The sequence below is a fragment of the Pseudomonas sp. RL_5y_Pfl2_73 genome, assembly GCF_963970515.1.
Classification (GTDB): domain Bacteria; phylum Pseudomonadota; class Gammaproteobacteria; order Pseudomonadales; family Pseudomonadaceae; genus Aquipseudomonas.
The window spans coordinates 162349-177466 of the sequence record NZ_CAXAPD010000013.1; the positions used below are offsets into that span (position 1 = coordinate 162349).

The 15118-nt window shown below is 60.4% G+C and carries 13 protein-coding genes and 1 pseudogene; 8 read left to right on the plus strand and 6 right to left on the minus strand.

Annotated features, from left to right (window positions below):
* Positions 1-4 precede the first annotated feature (4 nt).
* Positions 5-595 carry an HD domain-containing protein gene (locus AACY42_RS15100; protein WP_339480455.1) on the plus strand — a complete coding sequence of 197 codons (591 nt, stop codon included), beginning with the start codon at positions 5-7 and terminating at the stop codon, positions 593-595.
* Positions 596-697: 102 nt separating this feature from the next.
* Here the strand turns inward: AACY42_RS15100 and AACY42_RS15105 are convergent, their stop codons facing one another.
* On the minus strand, positions 698-1513 hold the full coding sequence (locus tag AACY42_RS15105) for a UDP-2,3-diacylglucosamine diphosphatase (protein ID WP_339480457.1): 816 nt from the start codon (positions 1511-1513) through the stop codon (positions 698-700).
* A 135-nt stretch (positions 1514-1648) separates the two neighbouring features.
* Between AACY42_RS15105 and AACY42_RS15110 the strand changes: the two genes are divergently transcribed.
* Positions 1649-2398, plus strand: coding sequence for a helix-turn-helix transcriptional regulator (locus tag AACY42_RS15110; protein ID WP_339480459.1), 750 nt, complete (start codon positions 1649-1651; stop codon positions 2396-2398).
* Positions 2399-2626: 228 nt separating this feature from the next.
* The gene (locus tag AACY42_RS15115; protein ID WP_339480461.1) at positions 2627-3517 is read left to right on the plus strand and encodes a DMT family transporter; all 891 of its coding nucleotides are present in this window, start codon (positions 2627-2629) and stop codon (positions 3515-3517) included.
* Here the strand turns inward: AACY42_RS15115 and AACY42_RS15120 are convergent.
* Positions 3511-3798, minus strand: a complete 288-nt coding sequence (locus tag AACY42_RS15120) for a SelT/SelW/SelH family protein (RefSeq protein WP_339480463.1) — start codon at positions 3796-3798, stop codon at positions 3511-3513. The two genes, AACY42_RS15115 and AACY42_RS15120, sit on opposite strands and share 7 nt — an antisense overlap.
* A gap of 68 nt (positions 3799-3866) precedes the next feature.
* Between AACY42_RS15120 and AACY42_RS15125 the strand changes: the two genes are divergently transcribed.
* On the plus strand, positions 3867-6068 hold the full coding sequence (locus AACY42_RS15125) for a patatin-like phospholipase family protein (protein WP_339480466.1): 2202 nt from the start codon (positions 3867-3869) through the stop codon (positions 6066-6068).
* A 239-nt stretch (positions 6069-6307) separates the two neighbouring features.
* On the opposite strand, the gene AACY42_RS15130 is transcribed toward AACY42_RS15125, so the two are convergent.
* The 3 genes from AACY42_RS15130 to recQ form a co-directional block, all read right to left on the minus strand.
* Positions 6308-8293, minus strand: a complete 1986-nt coding sequence (locus AACY42_RS15130) for a FimV/HubP family polar landmark protein (RefSeq protein ID WP_339480469.1) — start codon at positions 8291-8293, stop codon at positions 6308-6310.
* 113 nt (positions 8294-8406) lie between these two features.
* Entirely contained in the window at positions 8407-8841 is a 435-nt protein-coding gene (locus AACY42_RS15135) for a MarR family transcriptional regulator (RefSeq protein WP_339480470.1), read from the minus strand.
* Between the two features lie 117 nt (positions 8842-8958).
* On the minus strand, positions 8959-11085 hold the full coding sequence (gene recQ / locus AACY42_RS15140) for a DNA helicase RecQ (protein ID WP_339480472.1): 2127 nt from the start codon (positions 11083-11085) through the stop codon (positions 8959-8961).
* 446 nt (positions 11086-11531) lie between these two features.
* On the opposite strand from recQ, the gene AACY42_RS15145 reads away from it, so the two are divergent.
* The 4 genes from AACY42_RS15145 to ptuB all read left to right on the plus strand — a co-directional run bounded on the left by AACY42_RS15145 (position 11532) and on the right by ptuB (position 14716).
* The gene (locus tag AACY42_RS15145) at positions 11532-12119 is read left to right on the plus strand and encodes a UPF0149 family protein (RefSeq protein ID WP_003198997.1); all 588 of its coding nucleotides are present in this window, start codon (positions 11532-11534) and stop codon (positions 12117-12119) included.
* A gap of 8 nt (positions 12120-12127) precedes the next feature.
* Entirely contained in the window at positions 12128-12523 is a 396-nt protein-coding gene (locus AACY42_RS15150; RefSeq protein ID WP_046062963.1) for a YbaN family protein, read from the plus strand.
* Between the two features lie 123 nt (positions 12524-12646).
* Positions 12647-14050, plus strand: a complete 1404-nt coding sequence (locus AACY42_RS15155; RefSeq protein WP_339480478.1) for an AAA family ATPase — start codon at positions 12647-12649, stop codon at positions 14048-14050.
* Between the two features lie 18 nt (positions 14051-14068).
* Positions 14069-14716, plus strand: a complete 648-nt coding sequence (ptuB, locus tag AACY42_RS15160; RefSeq protein ID WP_339480479.1) for a retron Ec78 anti-phage system effector HNH endonuclease PtuB — start codon at positions 14069-14071, stop codon at positions 14714-14716.
* A 239-nt stretch (positions 14717-14955) separates the two neighbouring features.
* Here ptuB and AACY42_RS15165 read toward each other — a convergent pair.
* Positions 14956-15118, minus strand: a pseudogene (locus AACY42_RS15165) (IS110 family transposase); the annotation flags it as partial.

The following is a 15118-nucleotide window of genomic DNA, read 5'->3' on the forward strand; positions in this document are numbered from 1 at the left end:
GCCCATGAACCCTCATGCACGCTTTGCCCACATGCGGGACGGCACCCAGGAAGACTGGGCGATCATCGCAGCCGATTTCAGCACCTACGCCCGGCAATTACCGGAGCGGATCCTGGCCCATTTGAAACTGCTGGACGGCGATTTCGGTGGGTTCCCGGTGGATCGCCTGACCCACTCCCTGCAAACCGCCACGCGTGCCTACCGTGACGGGCGGGACGAGGAATACGTGGTCTGCGCCCTGCTCCATGATATCGGTGACACCCTCGGCTCGTATAACCACCCGGACATCGCGGCGGCAATCCTCAAGCCCTTCGTCAGCGCCGAAAACCTGTGGATGGTGGAAAAACACGGGATTTTCCAGGGCTATTACTTCTTCCATCACCTGGGCATGGATCGGCACCTGCGCGAGCAGTTTTTCGAACATCCGCAGCACCAGGCGACGATCGACTTTTGTGCGAAATATGACGCGGCGGCGTTCGATCCCGAGTACGACACTTTGCCGCTAAGCTTCTTCGAGCCGATGCTGGAAAGGGTGTTTGCCACGCCGAAGCAGTCGATCTACAAGGCGGCGATGACGCAGGCACCGGCCCTGTAGGAGCTGCCGAAGGCGGCGATCTTTTGATCTTGATCTTTCGCTTGAAATTCAATCGTCAGGGGAAAGATCGCAGCCTCGTTGCACTCGTCAGCGCCTACGGTTTCAAGCCGGTTCGGCGACTTTCAGTGCCTTCAACTGCGCTTCGCGTGCCTGGGCCTCCGCCAACCGATACAACTCGATCGACCCGTCCCAGTGCTCGATCAGCGCCGTGCAGGATTCGACCCAATCACCACAATTGAGGTATTCCACCTCACCCACTTTGCGAATCTCGGCATGGTGGATATGCCCACAGACCACCCCATGCAGTTCGCGCTTCACACACTCGTGGGCGATGGCTTCTTCAAAATCGCTGATGAAGCTGACGGCGGTCTTGACCTTGTGCTTGAGGTACGCCGACAACGACCAGTAGCCGTAGCCGTAACGGGCCCGCCAATGGTTGAGCCAGCGGTTCAGCGTGAGGGTGAACTCGTAGGCCGAATCCCCGAGGAACGCCAGCCAACGGTGGTACCGGGTGATGACATCGAACTGGTCGCCATGGATCACCAACAGGTGCCGACCATCGGCAGTGACGTGCACCGCTTCGTCCACCAATTGGATATTGCCCAGGATCAGCTTCGAATAGCGCCGCAGGAATTCGTCATGATTGCCGGTGACGTAGATCACTTCAGTGCCGCGCTTGCTCATGGTCAGCAAGCGACGAATGACGTTGGTGTGAGCCTGGGGCCAATACATGCCACCGCGCAGTTTCCAACCATCGATAATGTCACCCACCAGGTAGATCTTGTCGGCGTGGTAGCCCTTGAGAAACTGCGACAGGTGCTCGGCCTGGCAATCCCGGGTACCCAGGTGCACATCGGAAATCCACAGGGTGCGAACACGCTGTTTGCGGCTGGGTTTGGCGAGCTCGGCGCTGGTCATTGGGCAACCCTCTGATCGTTTTTGCCACTGTGCACGCCAGCGGTTAATGGCCCATGACAAACACAAGTCCATTGCATGACAGCGCCGGGCGTTGCGCCCTCGGTGTATGCTGGCGGCCTGACACGGGAGACCGCGATGAGACCGATCCTCACCCTACGCCACTACAGCCACGACTTGATCGTCCACAGCCATGAACATGCCCAACTGGTGTTCGGGCTGTCTGGCGCGCTGGATTTCGAGGTCGAAGGTCACGGCAGCCAGGTGGTGCAACAAAGCTTCGTGGTGATACCCGCCGGCGCACATCACGCCTGCGGCAGCCCCCACGGCAGCCGTTGCCTGGTGCTGGATGTGCCCAGTGATGACTGGGTCGGGCAATGCCTGGGGGATCACGCCAACGCCAGCCGCCGCTTGCTCGACGACACCGCTCGCCTGCCCCTGGATGCGGGGCAGAGCCAGTTGGTCAGCTGGTTGGCGGGCAGCCCGGTGGACGATCCGGTGATCGCCCAGCAAGGCGCGGTGCTGCTGCTGGCGAGTCTCAATAACGCTCGCCAGGCAACCCTCGGCGGCCGGCGCCTGCCCTACGCCGCACTCAACGCCCACATCGACCAGAACGCCGCCTATCCGCTGCAAGTGGCGGACCTGGCGCGAGTCGCCGGCCTTTCCAGCGCCCGCTTGCACGCGCGCTTCGTCGCCGAGTGCGGACAAACCCCGATGGATTACATCCGTAGCCGTCGCTTGCACAAGGCCGTGGCGTTGTTGCGTGATTCGCAGCTGCCCATCGGTGAGATTGCCCACCGTGTCGGTTACAGCTCGCAAAGTGCCTTCGCCGCGGCGGTGCTGCGCGAATTCGGCGCCTCGCCGGGCAAGCTGCGGCGTCAGCGCTAGATACGCGCTAAAAATCGCTAGGATCGCGACAGACGCCACCCTCTCCCAAACGCTTAAATGCCCTGTAGGAACTGAGTAGGAGCTGACGAGTGCAACGAGGCTGCGATCCTCCCCCAGACACTTGAATCTCAAGCGAAAGATCAAAAGATCAAAAGATCGCAGCCTCGTTGCACTCGTCAGCTCCTACGCGAGATTGATGTATCCACCGGTTTTATTGAAAGGATTGAAATGACACCCCGTACCGCCCTCGGCGCCCTGCACATTGGCGCACTCATGTTTGGCCTGACCGGTGTATTCGGCAAACTCGCCGCAGCCTCGCCGGCGGTCATTGTGTTTGGTCGCGCCATCTTCGCCGTGCTTGCCCTTGCGGTGTTCGCCCGGTTCGCCAGCAGCAGCCGCTGGCAGAAACTGCGGGCCCAGGATGACCGGCGATTGCTGCTCGGGGGACTGTTGCTGGCCGGGCACTGGGTGAGTTTCTTCATCGCCGTGAAGGTTGCCGGCGTGGCAATCGCCACGCTGGGGTTCGCCAGTTTTCCGGCCTTCACGGTGTTGCTTGAAGGGCTGATCTTCCGCGAGCGGATTCGCGCCAATGAAATCTGGCTGGTGGTGTTGGTGAGCATCGGCCTGGTGTTGGTCACGCCGAACTTCGACCTGGCCAGCGGCGCCACCACTGGCCTGCTGTGGGCCGTGGCCTCGGGGCTGCTGTTTTCCCTGCTGTCATTGACCAACCGTGCCGGGTCGGCACACGTGCCGCCGGTGCAGGCCGCGCTGTGCCAGAACGTGGTAGTCGGGTTGTGCCTGCTGCCGATGGCCGCGCCGCAATTGAGCGAAGTGCGCCCCATCGACTGGCTGTGGATCGGCTTGCTCGGCGTGTTCTGCACCGGCCTGGCCCACAGCCTGTTCGTCGCCAGCCTGGCGGTGATCAAGGCCCGCACGGCGGCAGTGGTGTTCGCCATGGAGCCGGTCTACGGCATCGCCATGGCCTGGTGGCTGTTCGATGAGATCCCGACCCTGCGCATGCTGCTGGGCGGCGTGGTGATCATCGTGGCCATCGTGATCTCAAGCCAACTGGGCGGTTCGAAGAAACCGGAGGTCGGCGCCCAAGTCGCGTCTCACTGACCCCGATCGTTGTGGCCCAGGTCCCGCTCCGGGTCGATCCGGTCGCGGACCCGCTGCTTGAGGACCTTGGCTTCGGGAAAACCGCCATCGGCCTTGCGCTCCCAGATCTGCATGCCGTCGCAGCTGATGTGGAACACACCGCCGGTGCCCGGCACCAGCGACACCTTGCCCAGGTCATCGCCAAAGGTGCTGAGCAGTTCCTGGGCCAGCCAGGCAGCGCGCAACAGCCATTGGCACTGGGTGCAATACGTGATGACGACTTCCGGTTTACGTTCGGTCATTGCGGGTGGACTCTTGGGTTCGAAGGCGTCGTTATAATACCCGCCTTTGATCGCCCCCGAGATTGACGATGCGCCGCCTCTTGCCCCTCCTGTTGCTGTTGCTGTTGCCCTTGCTCGGCCATGCCAAAGAGCCCACCGTCGAAACGCCACGGCCGAAAATCGGCCTGGTGCTGTCCGGCGGTGCCGCACGGGGGCTGGCCCACATCGGTGTGCTCAAGGCTCTGGAAGAGCAAGGCATCAAGATCGATGCCATCGCCGGCACCAGCATGGGCGCGGTAATCGGCGGGCTGTATGCCTCGGGCTACAAGATCGACGAACTGGAAAAGCTCGCCCTGGGCATCGACTGGCAACAGGCCTTGTCCGATGCGCCGCCACGCAAGGACGTGCCATTCCGACGCAAGCAGGATGACCGGGACTTCCTGGTAAAACAGAAACTGAGCTTTCGCGACGACGGCAGCCTCGGCCTGCCCTTGGGGGTCATCCAGGGCCAGAACCTGGCCCTGCTGCTCGAAAGCCTGCTGGCCCACGCCAGCGACACCCGGGACTTCGACCAACTGCCGATCCCATTTCGCGCAGTCGCCACTGACATTGCCACGGGCGAAAAGGTCGTGTTTCGCAAAGGCCATCTGCCCAAAGTCATTCGCGCCAGCATGTCGATCCCGGCGGTGTTCGCCCCGGTGGAACTGGACGGCCGGCTGCTGGTGGACGGCGGCATGTCCGACAACATCCCGCTGGACGTGGCCCGGGAAATGGGCGTGGACGTGGCTATCGTGGTCGACATCGGTACCCCCCTGCGCAATCGCAAGCAACTGGTCACGGTGCTCGACGTGCTGAACCAATCGACCACCCTGATGACCCGACGCAACTCCGAAGAGCAACTGGCAACCCTGAAAAAAGACGACGTGCTGATCCAGCCGGCGCTGGCGAGCTTCGGCGCCACCGATTTCGGCCAGGCCCAGGACATGATCGATGCCGGTTATCGTGCCACGCGGATACTCGATGCACGCCTGGTTCCCCTACGCCCATCCGAGGCGCCCGACGCCGAGCTCATGGCCGCGCGCACCCCAAGCGAGCGCACGCCGGTCATCACCGCCATTCGTGTGGAGAACGACTCGAAAGTCGGTGATGACGTGATCCGCTATTACGTTCGCCAGAAGATCGGTGAGCCGCTGGACCTGGGCCGCCTGCAGACCGACATGGGCACGCTGTACGGCCTGGATTACTTCGAGCAGGTGCAATACCGCGTGGTCCGCAAGGGCCCGGATCACACGCTGCTGATCAACGCCCGAGGCAAACGCACTGGCACCGACTACCTGCGGCTGGGCCTGAGCCTGTCGGACGACATGCGCGGCGACAGTGCTTTCAACCTGGGGGCCAGCTATCGGGTCAACGGCATCAATCGCCTCGGTGCCGAATGGCTGACCCGGGCACAAATCGGCGACAAGCAGGAGCTGTACAGCGAGTTCTACCAGCCATTGGATGTCGGCTCACGCTACTTCATCGCCCCCTACGGGCAATTCGAATCCCGCAACGTGGAGTCCATCCTGAACAACGATCCGGTGGCCCAGTATCGCGTCGAGCGCTATGGCTTCGGGCTGAACCTGGGCCGCCAGATCAGCAACAACGGCGAAATCCGCTTCGGTGTCGGCCAGGCCTGGGGCAAGGCGGATGTGCGCATTGGCGACCATGACCAGCCCAGCGAAAACTTCAATGAAGGTTTTTATGAGCTGAAGTACTCCTTCGACTCCTTCGACAACGTGTATTTCCCCCACGAAGGGGAAGACATCGGCCTGACCTGGCGCCAATACGAACCGGGGCTGGGTTCCGACCAGCGTTACCGCCAGTGGGAGTTCAAACTGGACAAGGCCCTGAGCCGCGGCCCGGACACCTTTATCCTGGGCGGTCGCTACGGCCGCACACTGGACACTGCCGAGGTCGTGACGTCCAGCTTTGTGCTCGGTGGCGCGCGGCAACTGTCAGGCTTTCGCGAAGACGGGGTATCCGGGCAGAACATCAGCTTGATGCGCGCCGTGTATTACCGTCGCCTCACACCGCGGGCCTACCTGCCACTGGACTTTCCGCTGTACATCGGTGGCTCATTGGAACGCGGCCGGGCCTGGAACAACGACAACGAATTCGACAGCGGCTACATCAACGCCGCCAGCGTTTTCCTCGGTTTCGATACACCGCTGGGACCTCTGAACTTCAGCTATGGCTTTAACGACGAAGATGAACAGGCGGTGTATCTGAACCTGGGGCAGACGTTTTGAGGGGCTGCCTGGACAGGAGTTGACAGCCTGATAGGCCGCTATCGTCGGAACGCCGCCCGGAGCAAGCTCGCGATAGCGGTGGGTCAGTGCCGGTGATGTTGGCTGTGCTGCCGTCATCGCGAGCAGGCTCGCTCCCACATGGGGGGCGGAGTGTTCGCGGGATGACTGTTCACCCAAGATCCCTGTGGGAGCGAGCTTGCTCGCGAAGAGGCCGGTTGACTCAACATCCATTCATAGCTTCAGCGAATCCCGGCCAGCAGCACCCGGGCGGTCTGCTTGAGGGGTTCGTCGCCCTCTTCGAGCAGTTCTTCAAGCAAGGAAGCGGCAGCTTTCAGGTCTCCATCGTCGATGCAATTCTGTGCCTGTTCCAGCTTGACCGAGGGTTCCGGGGCCTGAGGTTCGAGGGGCATGGTGTCCAGAGAAACAGGTTCAAGGGCCTGCGGCTCGAGCGCCAGCGCCTGTTCTTCATCGGCAAAGCTATCGAGGAAAGCATCGTCCAGCGACTCGGTTTCCAGCGGCGCTTCCCATTGCAGGTCCAGCTCATCGCCCCCTGAAAGCGAAAAGCTCTCGGCGGCATGGGGTGAAACAGCCTCTTTTTCAGCCGTGTGGTCCTGGGCATCGGCGAGGTCCCAGCTGGTTTCCATGGACAGTGCATCCAGGTCCAACTCGAACTCGTCACCAGGCACCGGCTCACGTTCAGGAACAGGTATCGGTGCCAGAGCAGGTACAAGAACCGGTGCCTGAGGTTGTACCGATGCCACTGTCGGCGCGGCGATCATGGCAACCTTGGGGTAGCGCCCGCGGATCTCCTCCAACGTCCCGGCATCGATACCCTGTGCCAGTAGATGATGTTCCTGAGCCTGGAAACCGATGACATCGCCCTGCTTGCCCAGTACCTCCAGCAATTTAAGGCCCAGGTCGGTACGTTCCGGCTCCGCCAGCAACGCAGCGCGCAACAATCCGGCGGCCTCGGTGAATCGACCGTAGGTCAGGTAGATTCCGACGCCCTCCAGCACATCCCCCTGGGGCGTATCCCCGTTATGGAACGATGCCGCGGTCTCGGACGACCGCGTATCGGGGATTGATGCAAAGGTTTCGTCATCCTCCAGCATCGGCTCGGGACGCCCGACCATCGGTTCCAATTCGGCCTGCTGCTGCCGACGCCGAACGAACAGTAACAACGCCAGCAACCCCAACAGGCCCACCAGCCCCGCCACCCATGACCAATTAGTGCCCTCTGGCTCTGCAAGCGGTTCTGTCGCGGGTTGCGCGTCTGGAGCCGGTTCCGATGCAGGAAGCGCCGGTTGCGGTTGCGGTTGCGGTTGCGGTTGCGTCGATGCAACAGGGGCTGGCGCAACCTCGGCCAGCCGGGTCTGCAATTCGCTGATCTGCTTGCGCTGGTCAGCGAGTTCCTCGTCCTGGGCCTGGAGCCGGGCCTGCAGTTCATCGATAGTCTGCTGTTGCTGCTGGTTTTGCAGCGCGCTGGCGGCCAATTGCTCATCGGACGCGGCGGGGGGCAGGTCGACAGGGGTTGCAGCCGACGTCGGCAGCACGGCCGAATCGGGCAACAACAAGCGCTGGCCGATGGAAAGCCGGTCGCTGCCGGGGTTCAAGGCCTGGATTGCTTGCGTCAACTCATTGACCGACGCGTTGCTGCCAGCATCATGCAGGCGCTTGGCGATGAGCCAGGGGTTGTCTCCCGGCACGACGGTGTAACGTTTGCCCTGTACCGCCGGGGGCGGCTTGATGACCGGCATCGCGGCCTGCGGGGCCTCGGAAGGTTCGTCACCGGCCGGCACGATACCCGGTGTACCCGGCGGGTCGATCAGCACGGTGTACTCGCGCAGTAGACGCCCGTTGGGCTGATTGAGCTGTACCAGGAAATTGAGAAAGGGTTCCTCCACCGGTTTGCTGGAGGTCACCCGAATGAAGCTGCGCTCCCCGCGCAGTACCGGCGTGAAGCGCAGGTTATTGAGAAAGAACACCCGTTCCACACCCGCACGACTGAAATCGTCCGGGCTCGCCAGGCTGGCCGACAGATCGCCCTCACCGATCCCGGCCACATCGACCAGGGCGATATCGGCGCGCAACGGCTGGTTCAGGGCGGAATGAAGCGTGATCTCGCCAAACCCCAGTGCCGACGCCAAGGTCGAATACCCCAGGGCACCCACGACGACCGACACGTTGACCCAACTGCGCAACGTGGACTGCAAACTTTCAAGCATGGGTATCCCTTTCGACTACCAGACTGAGCGTAAACGCATCCAATACGATCACTTAGTACTGGTTATAGTTCGCTAATCGCCGAATCTCAAAAGTCTGACGCCAGGGATATGCCTCAGGATTTTTCCAGGTTGGCCAGGATCGTACCGTGGACCCGCATGCACACGCGCATGTCCGCTTCGTCGACACCTTCGAACAGCTCACGACGCAGTTGCGTGGCAATGGTTTCGATTTGTTCGATCAACGGTAGCGCCGCTGCGCAAAGCACGATTTTCTTGGCCCGACGGTCCTCGGCTACGGCTTGGCGCTGCACCAGCCCCTGGGTTTCCAGGCTGTCGAGCAACCGGGCCAGGGTCGGGCCTTCGACGGCGACACTTTGGGCCAGTTCACGCTGGGTCGGCGCCTGTTCGAAACGGGCCAGGTGCAACAGCACCAGCCAACGCGCCTGGGACAGGCCCAGGCCGGCCAAGCGACGATCCAGTTCGGCACGCCAGCCTCGAGACATTTGCGCCAACTGCATGCCAAAACGGTGTTGATCGGTTAACGGCATAAAAAACTCATCAGATCTGAAATAGAGAAAAACTAATTATTAGTCAGCTAAGCATGAGCTTTGGATTCAAGCAAGGCTCGCCTTGTACTGAATCGTTAAAGGACCGCAACTCACTGATCAGACTTCAAATTCCGACTGCAACGCAGCCCTGACGCAATACAGCACACCTTCGGGAACCCGTCCTACAAACAGTGCGGCAACTTCGGACACTGGCGGCAACTCGCCTTCGCCATCCAGGAAGGCATCCTGCACCTCCCCCATTAGTTCTTCGGGTAGATCCAGCGCCTGCTCCAGCGACAACTGCTGTTTGCTGATGGCCTCGGCCAGCATCGTATAGACGTTCTTTTCCGAGCACTGCAGTTGCCCGGCGATCTGCAATGGCGTCATGCCGGCCCGGGCCAGCGTGATGAGCTCGTGGCGCACATCGGCCACCGCTTTCGGTGCTTCGGCCTCGCCGCCCAGGACCTGGAGGAAGGCCTCGCCATAACGCTCCAGCTTGCGCGCCCCCACGCCACTGACCCGGGCCATTTCCGCCAAAGAGGTGGGCTGGCTGCGGAGCATTTCCAGCAGCGTCGAGTCGGGGAAGATGACGTACGGCGGGACGCCGTGCTCCTCGGCCAGCTTGCGCCGCAAAGCACGCAAGGCTTCCCATTGATCGCGTTCTTCGCCACGCACCAGTTGGCTGGCCTGGCTCTTGCTGCTCTTGACCGCCGTTGCCGGCTTGAGGTCGCGACGCAGTTCGAGGCTGACCTCGCCTTTGAGCAAGGGCCGGCAGCTTGCGGACAAACGCAGGCCGCCGTAGCCCTCCAGGTCGATGTCGGCCAGACCGCGGGCCACCAGCTGTCGGAATAATGAACGCCACTCACTCTCGGTGCGCGCCTTGCCCACGCCAAACACCGACAGGTGCTGGTGGCCAAAGCTGCGAACCTTCTCGTTGTCCTTGCCCAGTAACACGTCCACCAGATGCCCGACACCGTAGCGCTGGCCGGTGCGGAAAATGGCCGACAAGGCCTGGCGGGCCGGCTCGGTGGCGTCCCAGGTTTCCACGCCATCGACGCAGTTGTCGCAATGCCCGCAAGGCTGGGGCATGTCTTCGTCAAAATAGGCCAACAGGGTCTGGCGACGGCAGCGGGTTTCTTCGCACAGCGAGAGCATTGCGTCGAGCTTGTGCTGCTCCAGGCGTTTGTGGCGCTCATCGCCTTCGGAGTTCTGCAACATCTGCTTGAGCATCACCACGTCTTGCAGGCCGTAGGCCATCCAGGCATCGGCCGGCAAGCCGTCACGGCCGGCACGCCCGGTTTCCTGGTAATACGCCTCGAGGGACTTGGGCAGGTCCAGGTGCGCGACAAAACGCACGTTAGGCTTATCGATGCCCATGCCGAACGCAATGGTGGCCACCATGATCAAACCTTCCTCGTTGAGGAAGCGCTTCTGGTGATAGGCCCGCAGGTCGTTGGGCAGCCCGGCGTGATACGGCAACGCCGGGAACCCCTGCTCACACAGGAACGCGGCCACTTCATCGACCTTCTTGCGTGACAGGCAATAGACAATGCCGGCATCACTGCGGCGTTCGGCGAGAAACGCCAGCAACTGCTTGCGCGGCTGCTCCTTGGGCACGATGCGGTAGAAAATATTGGGGCGGTCGAAGCTGGACAGGAACCGTTCGGCATCCTGCAAGTGCAGGCGCTCGACGATTTCCTCGCGGGTGCGCTTGTCGGCGGTGGCGGTCAGGGCGATGCGCGGCACGTCGGGGAACAGTTCCGCCAACTGCCCCAGTTGCAGGTATTCGCGACGGAAGTCGTGGCCCCATTGGGACACGCAGTGGGCTTCGTCGATAGCGAACAGGGCGATTTCCAGGCTCTGCAGGAACGCCAGCATGCGCGGCTGCACCAGGCGCTCCGGGGCCAGGTACAACATCTTCACTTCGCCGCGCTTGATGCGTGTCGCCAGGTCCCGCTGTTGCTCGGCACTGAGGGTGGAGTTCAGCGAAGCAGCGGCAACCCCCAGCTCCTCCAGGGTTGCGACCTGGTCGTCCATCAATGCGATCAGCGGCGAGACCACCACGGCCAGGCCGTTGCGCAACAGCGCCGGGACCTGGAAGCACAAGGATTTGCCGCCGCCGGTGGGCATGAGCACCAGGGCATCGCCACCGCTGGCCACGCGCTCAATAATGGCACCCTGACGGCCACGGAAACTGTCGTAGCCGAAGATGTCCTTGAGGACGCGTTGAGCCTGTTCGAGCATAAAAACTCCAAAAATCACCGAAACATCCCTGCAAGGCTGGTTCAGAATCACAAACGCTGCACCGGCAAATCGTAAGTGTGCGTTTCGAACCGGCAGGACGCCGCAGGGCATCACAAAACGCGGCAGTATACCCGAGGCCTTCGTTGCAAAGGGGGCTGCTGACAGGAGGTGATCAAGTAGGCGATTGCACGCCATGCGCCCTGTAGGAGCTGCCGAGTGCAACGAGGCTGCGATCTTTCCTCTGCCAATTGCATCTAAAGCGAACAACCAACAGAGCAGGGTCAGGATCAAAAGATCGTCCGAACGCGGCCCGAGCCTTCGGCAGCGCCTACAGGGGTCGCGGTCCACCCGTGCGCCCATGTAGAGGCAAATACGCCGGGCGGCTGGCCTGGGCGCTCAAGAAGGCCTAGAATTCCCGCATTGTTTATTCCCCAAGGTAGCCCGTAATGTCCTTCGCTGAGCAACTGACCCGCCTGCAAGTCTTCCTCGACGCTGATGAGCTGCACGAAGAGGCGCTGGACTACGTGGCCGCTCACGGCTATCTGACCGCCCTGTCCATCTGCGCAGAAACGGTGCCGGACCGTGAGTGGATCGACGCCCTGTTTGCCGAAGAGCCGCATTACAGCGACGAAGCCCAGCGTGCCGAAATCGAAGCCACGCTGGTCGGCCTCAAGGCCCACATCGCCCGCCAACTGGCTTCCGACGAAGAATTCGAACTGCCATGCGACCTGGACCTGGGCGATGACCCGGACGATTCGGAGCTGCGTGGCTGGTGCATCGGTTTCATGGAAGGCGTGTTCCTGCGCGAAGCCGCCTGGTTCGAAACCGCCGAAGAAGAAGTCAGCGAAATGCTGCTGCCGATCATGGTGGGTTCCGGCCTGTTCGACGAGCAACCGGAATTTTCCGACATCGCCGCCGACGCCAACCTGATGGACGACATGATCGTCCAGATCCCCGAAGCCCTCACGGCCCTGTACCTGCTGTGCAACGCACCGGACGAGAAACCGGCGATCCTCAAGCCTCGCCACCACTGAGTGACTGGGTGCCCTCGCCTGTCGGCAATCGCCCGCTGATCCTGCGTTACGTTCTATTGGCCATTGGCTGGCTGAGCGTAGCGCTAGGGGTCATCGGCATCTTCGTTCCCGTATTGCCCACCACCCCTTTCCTGCTCCTGGCGGCGGCCTGCTTCGCCCGCAGCTCGCCGCGCTTCTACCAATGGCTGGTAGAACATCCACGCCTCGGCCCGTGGATCCGTGACTACCTCAGTGGCAACGGCATCCCGCTCAAGGGTAAGGTCTATGCCATCGGGCTGATGTGGGCGAGCATCCTCTTTTCCTGCTACCTGGTGCCCCTGCCGTGGGCCCGGGGGTTCATGCTCACCAGTGCGGTGCTGGTGACGGTTTATATTCTCAGGCAGAAAACGCTGCGCAAGCCTTAAATCGTGAAGAGGCAGCGAGCAGGTATTCAGCTGTTTTCATTCACAGTAGAATTCGTCTCACATCCATTCGCTGGAACATCACCACTGCCGTAGCCTGGCATCGGTCCACATCGAGGAGAGTCTGTGAAACTGATCAGGCTGGAACTGGAAAACTACCGTTGTTTCCCTACATTAACTCTTGAATTGGACCCCCAATTGACCTTGCTGGTCGCACGCAACGGTCAAGGCAAGACGAGCCTCCTGGATGCCATTAAGGTCGCGTTGTGGCCCTATGTTCGCGGTTTTGATCTCGGTAGCACCACCAACGACACTACCGGCATCCACCCAGAGGACGTTTTCTTACGCCCTCTCGCAGCGCATCAAATGGAACCATCTCTTCCCGCACGGCTAACTGCCCACGCCCTTTTTCTGAACATGCCTTGGAAATGGTCACGGCGTCGGGAGAGCATCCGCAAAGGCACGCAAACCCGCGGGGATGCAGCAGCCACCTTGCTGGAAACTACCGCCGAGACGCTTGAAGTGCGGATTTTTGACGGAGCAACGGCTGGCCATCAAGACCCCTTCGACTTGCCAGTCCTAGCGTACTACGGCACAGGCCGGCTCTGGAGTCAGAAGAAGCTGACTGCTGCTCATGAAAAAGCTGAAAACGCCGAGTTCTCAAGAACTTATGCCTATCGCGACTGCCTTGATCCGGCCTCAAGCTATAAACACTTTGCCAAGTGGTACACTCGAATCTTTCGCAGCTATCGCGAGGAGCAGATTCGCAATATTGAACGTGGGAAGCTAAGCGTTGATGTAAAGGACGAATTCGCACATCCGGTATTGGCTGTACAGAATGCAGTGAATGCCGTCCTCGCTACCCGGACGGGATGGCGAGATCTGGCATATAGCAGTGAATTTTCCGACTTGGTGCTGGAACATCCATTTCATGGTGTGTTGAAGGTCAGTCAGCTCAGCGATGGGATCCGCAATATTGTCGCCTTGGCTGCGGACATCGCTTATCGCTGCGTAAAACTCAATCCGCATCTGGGCATCATGGCTCCGAGTAGAAGCACAGGTGTGGTTTTGATAGATGAAGTCGACATGCACCTGCACCCGGCGTGGCAGCAAACCGTCGTACCTGATCTCCTCGATGCTTTCCCCCATATCCAGTTCATCGTGACAACCCATAGCCCTCAGGTGATCACCTCCGTACCAGCGCACTGCATCCGTGTTCTCCAAACCGAAACCGACGAAAACGGGCGACGGGTAACAGTGAGCAATGTGGATCAACAAACTCAGGGGGTCGCCAGTTCCCAAGTGTTGGCGTACGTCATGGACATCGATCCGACACCCGACAATGAGCCAGCTCAAAAAATGAGCGAATACATGGGATTGATTCAGCAGAACCTTCATGAAACAGCACAGGGCCAGGAACTGCGCAGTTATCTGGATGAGCATTTCGGTAGTCAGCATCCGAATATGCTCGATTGCCATCGACTGATCCGGTTGGAAACGTTCAAACGCAAGCAGCTGATAAAACAGTAAGACAAGGAAACTGGGTACATGCGAAAGCTTGTTCGAGGTGAAGGGCCCCACTGTCTTACCCGCTACAGACACGGATTGCACAAGTGGTCGTTACAATCTCCGACCTCGGAGGAACGTGATCAGCTCTGGGAAAGTCTCCAAGCCATGCAAGATACTCGTTGCGCTTATTGCGAGGCTGATATCAGAAAACCCGGCCACGCACACATTGAGCACTTTCGACAACGAGACAGATACCCACAAGGCACATTCGATTGGAGCAACTTATTTGGCTCCTGCTGCCGGGAAGATGCGTGCGGTAAGTTCAAGGACAGTTGCGACCCGTATGATCACAGTGTCTTGCTCAAGCCTGACGTGGACGACCCGGATGACTACTTCGTTTTCGTCAGCGACGGCACCATCGTCCCACGGGCTGATCTGGACGATAGGTCACGGCAAAGGGCGATTGATACCTTGCGGATATTCAACCTGGATGCTCAAAACGGAGCGCTACGTGAAATGAGGCGCGAGGCCATACGTCCTCATCGGGATACGGCACAAGCCCTCATGGAAATGTCTGAGGATTGTCCTGAAATCGATTTTCTTAAGTTCCTTGAAGAGGAAGTTCAGACAATCGCGAGCTTGCCCTTCTCTACTGCGATCCGGCACACGCTATCGAACAGGTGTTGACCGAAACCACTACGCAAAAAGGTGCTTTGCTGGCGAAGCGTACGCTGGATTACGCCAGCCAGAACAGCATACCCTTCTGTGGCGAGGGAGCTTGCTCGCGCTGGGTGGCGAAGCCGCCTGCAATGGACCTGACGTGCTCTTAAAGACAAACCGCAGCAGCCGGTTTCACGACTGCTGCGCAGCCGAGCGGGAGCAAGCTCTCATCAAACAAAATCCATCCCCTTGTTCTTTAAGCTTTTTTAAGCCGCAACCAATCGGACACCCAGCTTTGTAGCCTTGCGCTGCAAAGCTCTAAGCTGACGATCACGGCTTTTAGCCTCGTACTCATCCATATCCTGCGCCACGTAAGGCTGTCCCTTGGTCAGCATGGCGTAGATCAACCGGGCCAGTTGGTGAGCCGTA

Bases quoted from the DNA above. Each gene is read 5' to 3' on its own strand.
- AACY42_RS15100 (WP_339480455.1), top strand. From the start codon at position 5: ATGAACCCTCATGCACGCTTTGCCCACATGCGGGACGGCACCCAGGAA.
- AACY42_RS15105 (WP_339480457.1), bottom strand. From the start codon at position 1,513: ATGACCAGCGCCGAGCTCGCCAAACCCAGCCGCAAACAGCGTGTTCGC.
- AACY42_RS15110 (WP_339480459.1), top strand. From the start codon at position 1,649: ATGAGACCGATCCTCACCCTACGCCACTACAGCCACGACTTGATCGTC.
- AACY42_RS15115 (WP_339480461.1), top strand. From the start codon at position 2,627: ATGACACCCCGTACCGCCCTCGGCGCCCTGCACATTGGCGCACTCATG.
- AACY42_RS15120 (WP_339480463.1), bottom strand. From the start codon at position 3,798: ATGACCGAACGTAAACCGGAAGTCGTCATCACGTATTGCACCCAGTGC.
- AACY42_RS15125 (WP_339480466.1), top strand. From the start codon at position 3,867: ATGCGCCGCCTCTTGCCCCTCCTGTTGCTGTTGCTGTTGCCCTTGCTC.
- AACY42_RS15130 (WP_339480469.1), bottom strand. From the start codon at position 8,293: ATGCTTGAAAGTTTGCAGTCCACGTTGCGCAGTTGGGTCAACGTGTCG.
- AACY42_RS15135 (WP_339480470.1), bottom strand. From the start codon at position 8,841: ATGCCGTTAACCGATCAACACCGTTTTGGCATGCAGTTGGCGCAAATG.
- recQ (WP_339480472.1), bottom strand. From the start codon at position 11,085: ATGCTCGAACAGGCTCAACGCGTCCTCAAGGACATCTTCGGCTACGAC.
- AACY42_RS15145 (WP_003198997.1), top strand. From the start codon at position 11,532: ATGTCCTTCGCTGAGCAACTGACCCGCCTGCAAGTCTTCCTCGACGCT.
- ptuB (WP_339480479.1), top strand. From the start codon at position 14,069: ATGCGAAAGCTTGTTCGAGGTGAAGGGCCCCACTGTCTTACCCGCTAC.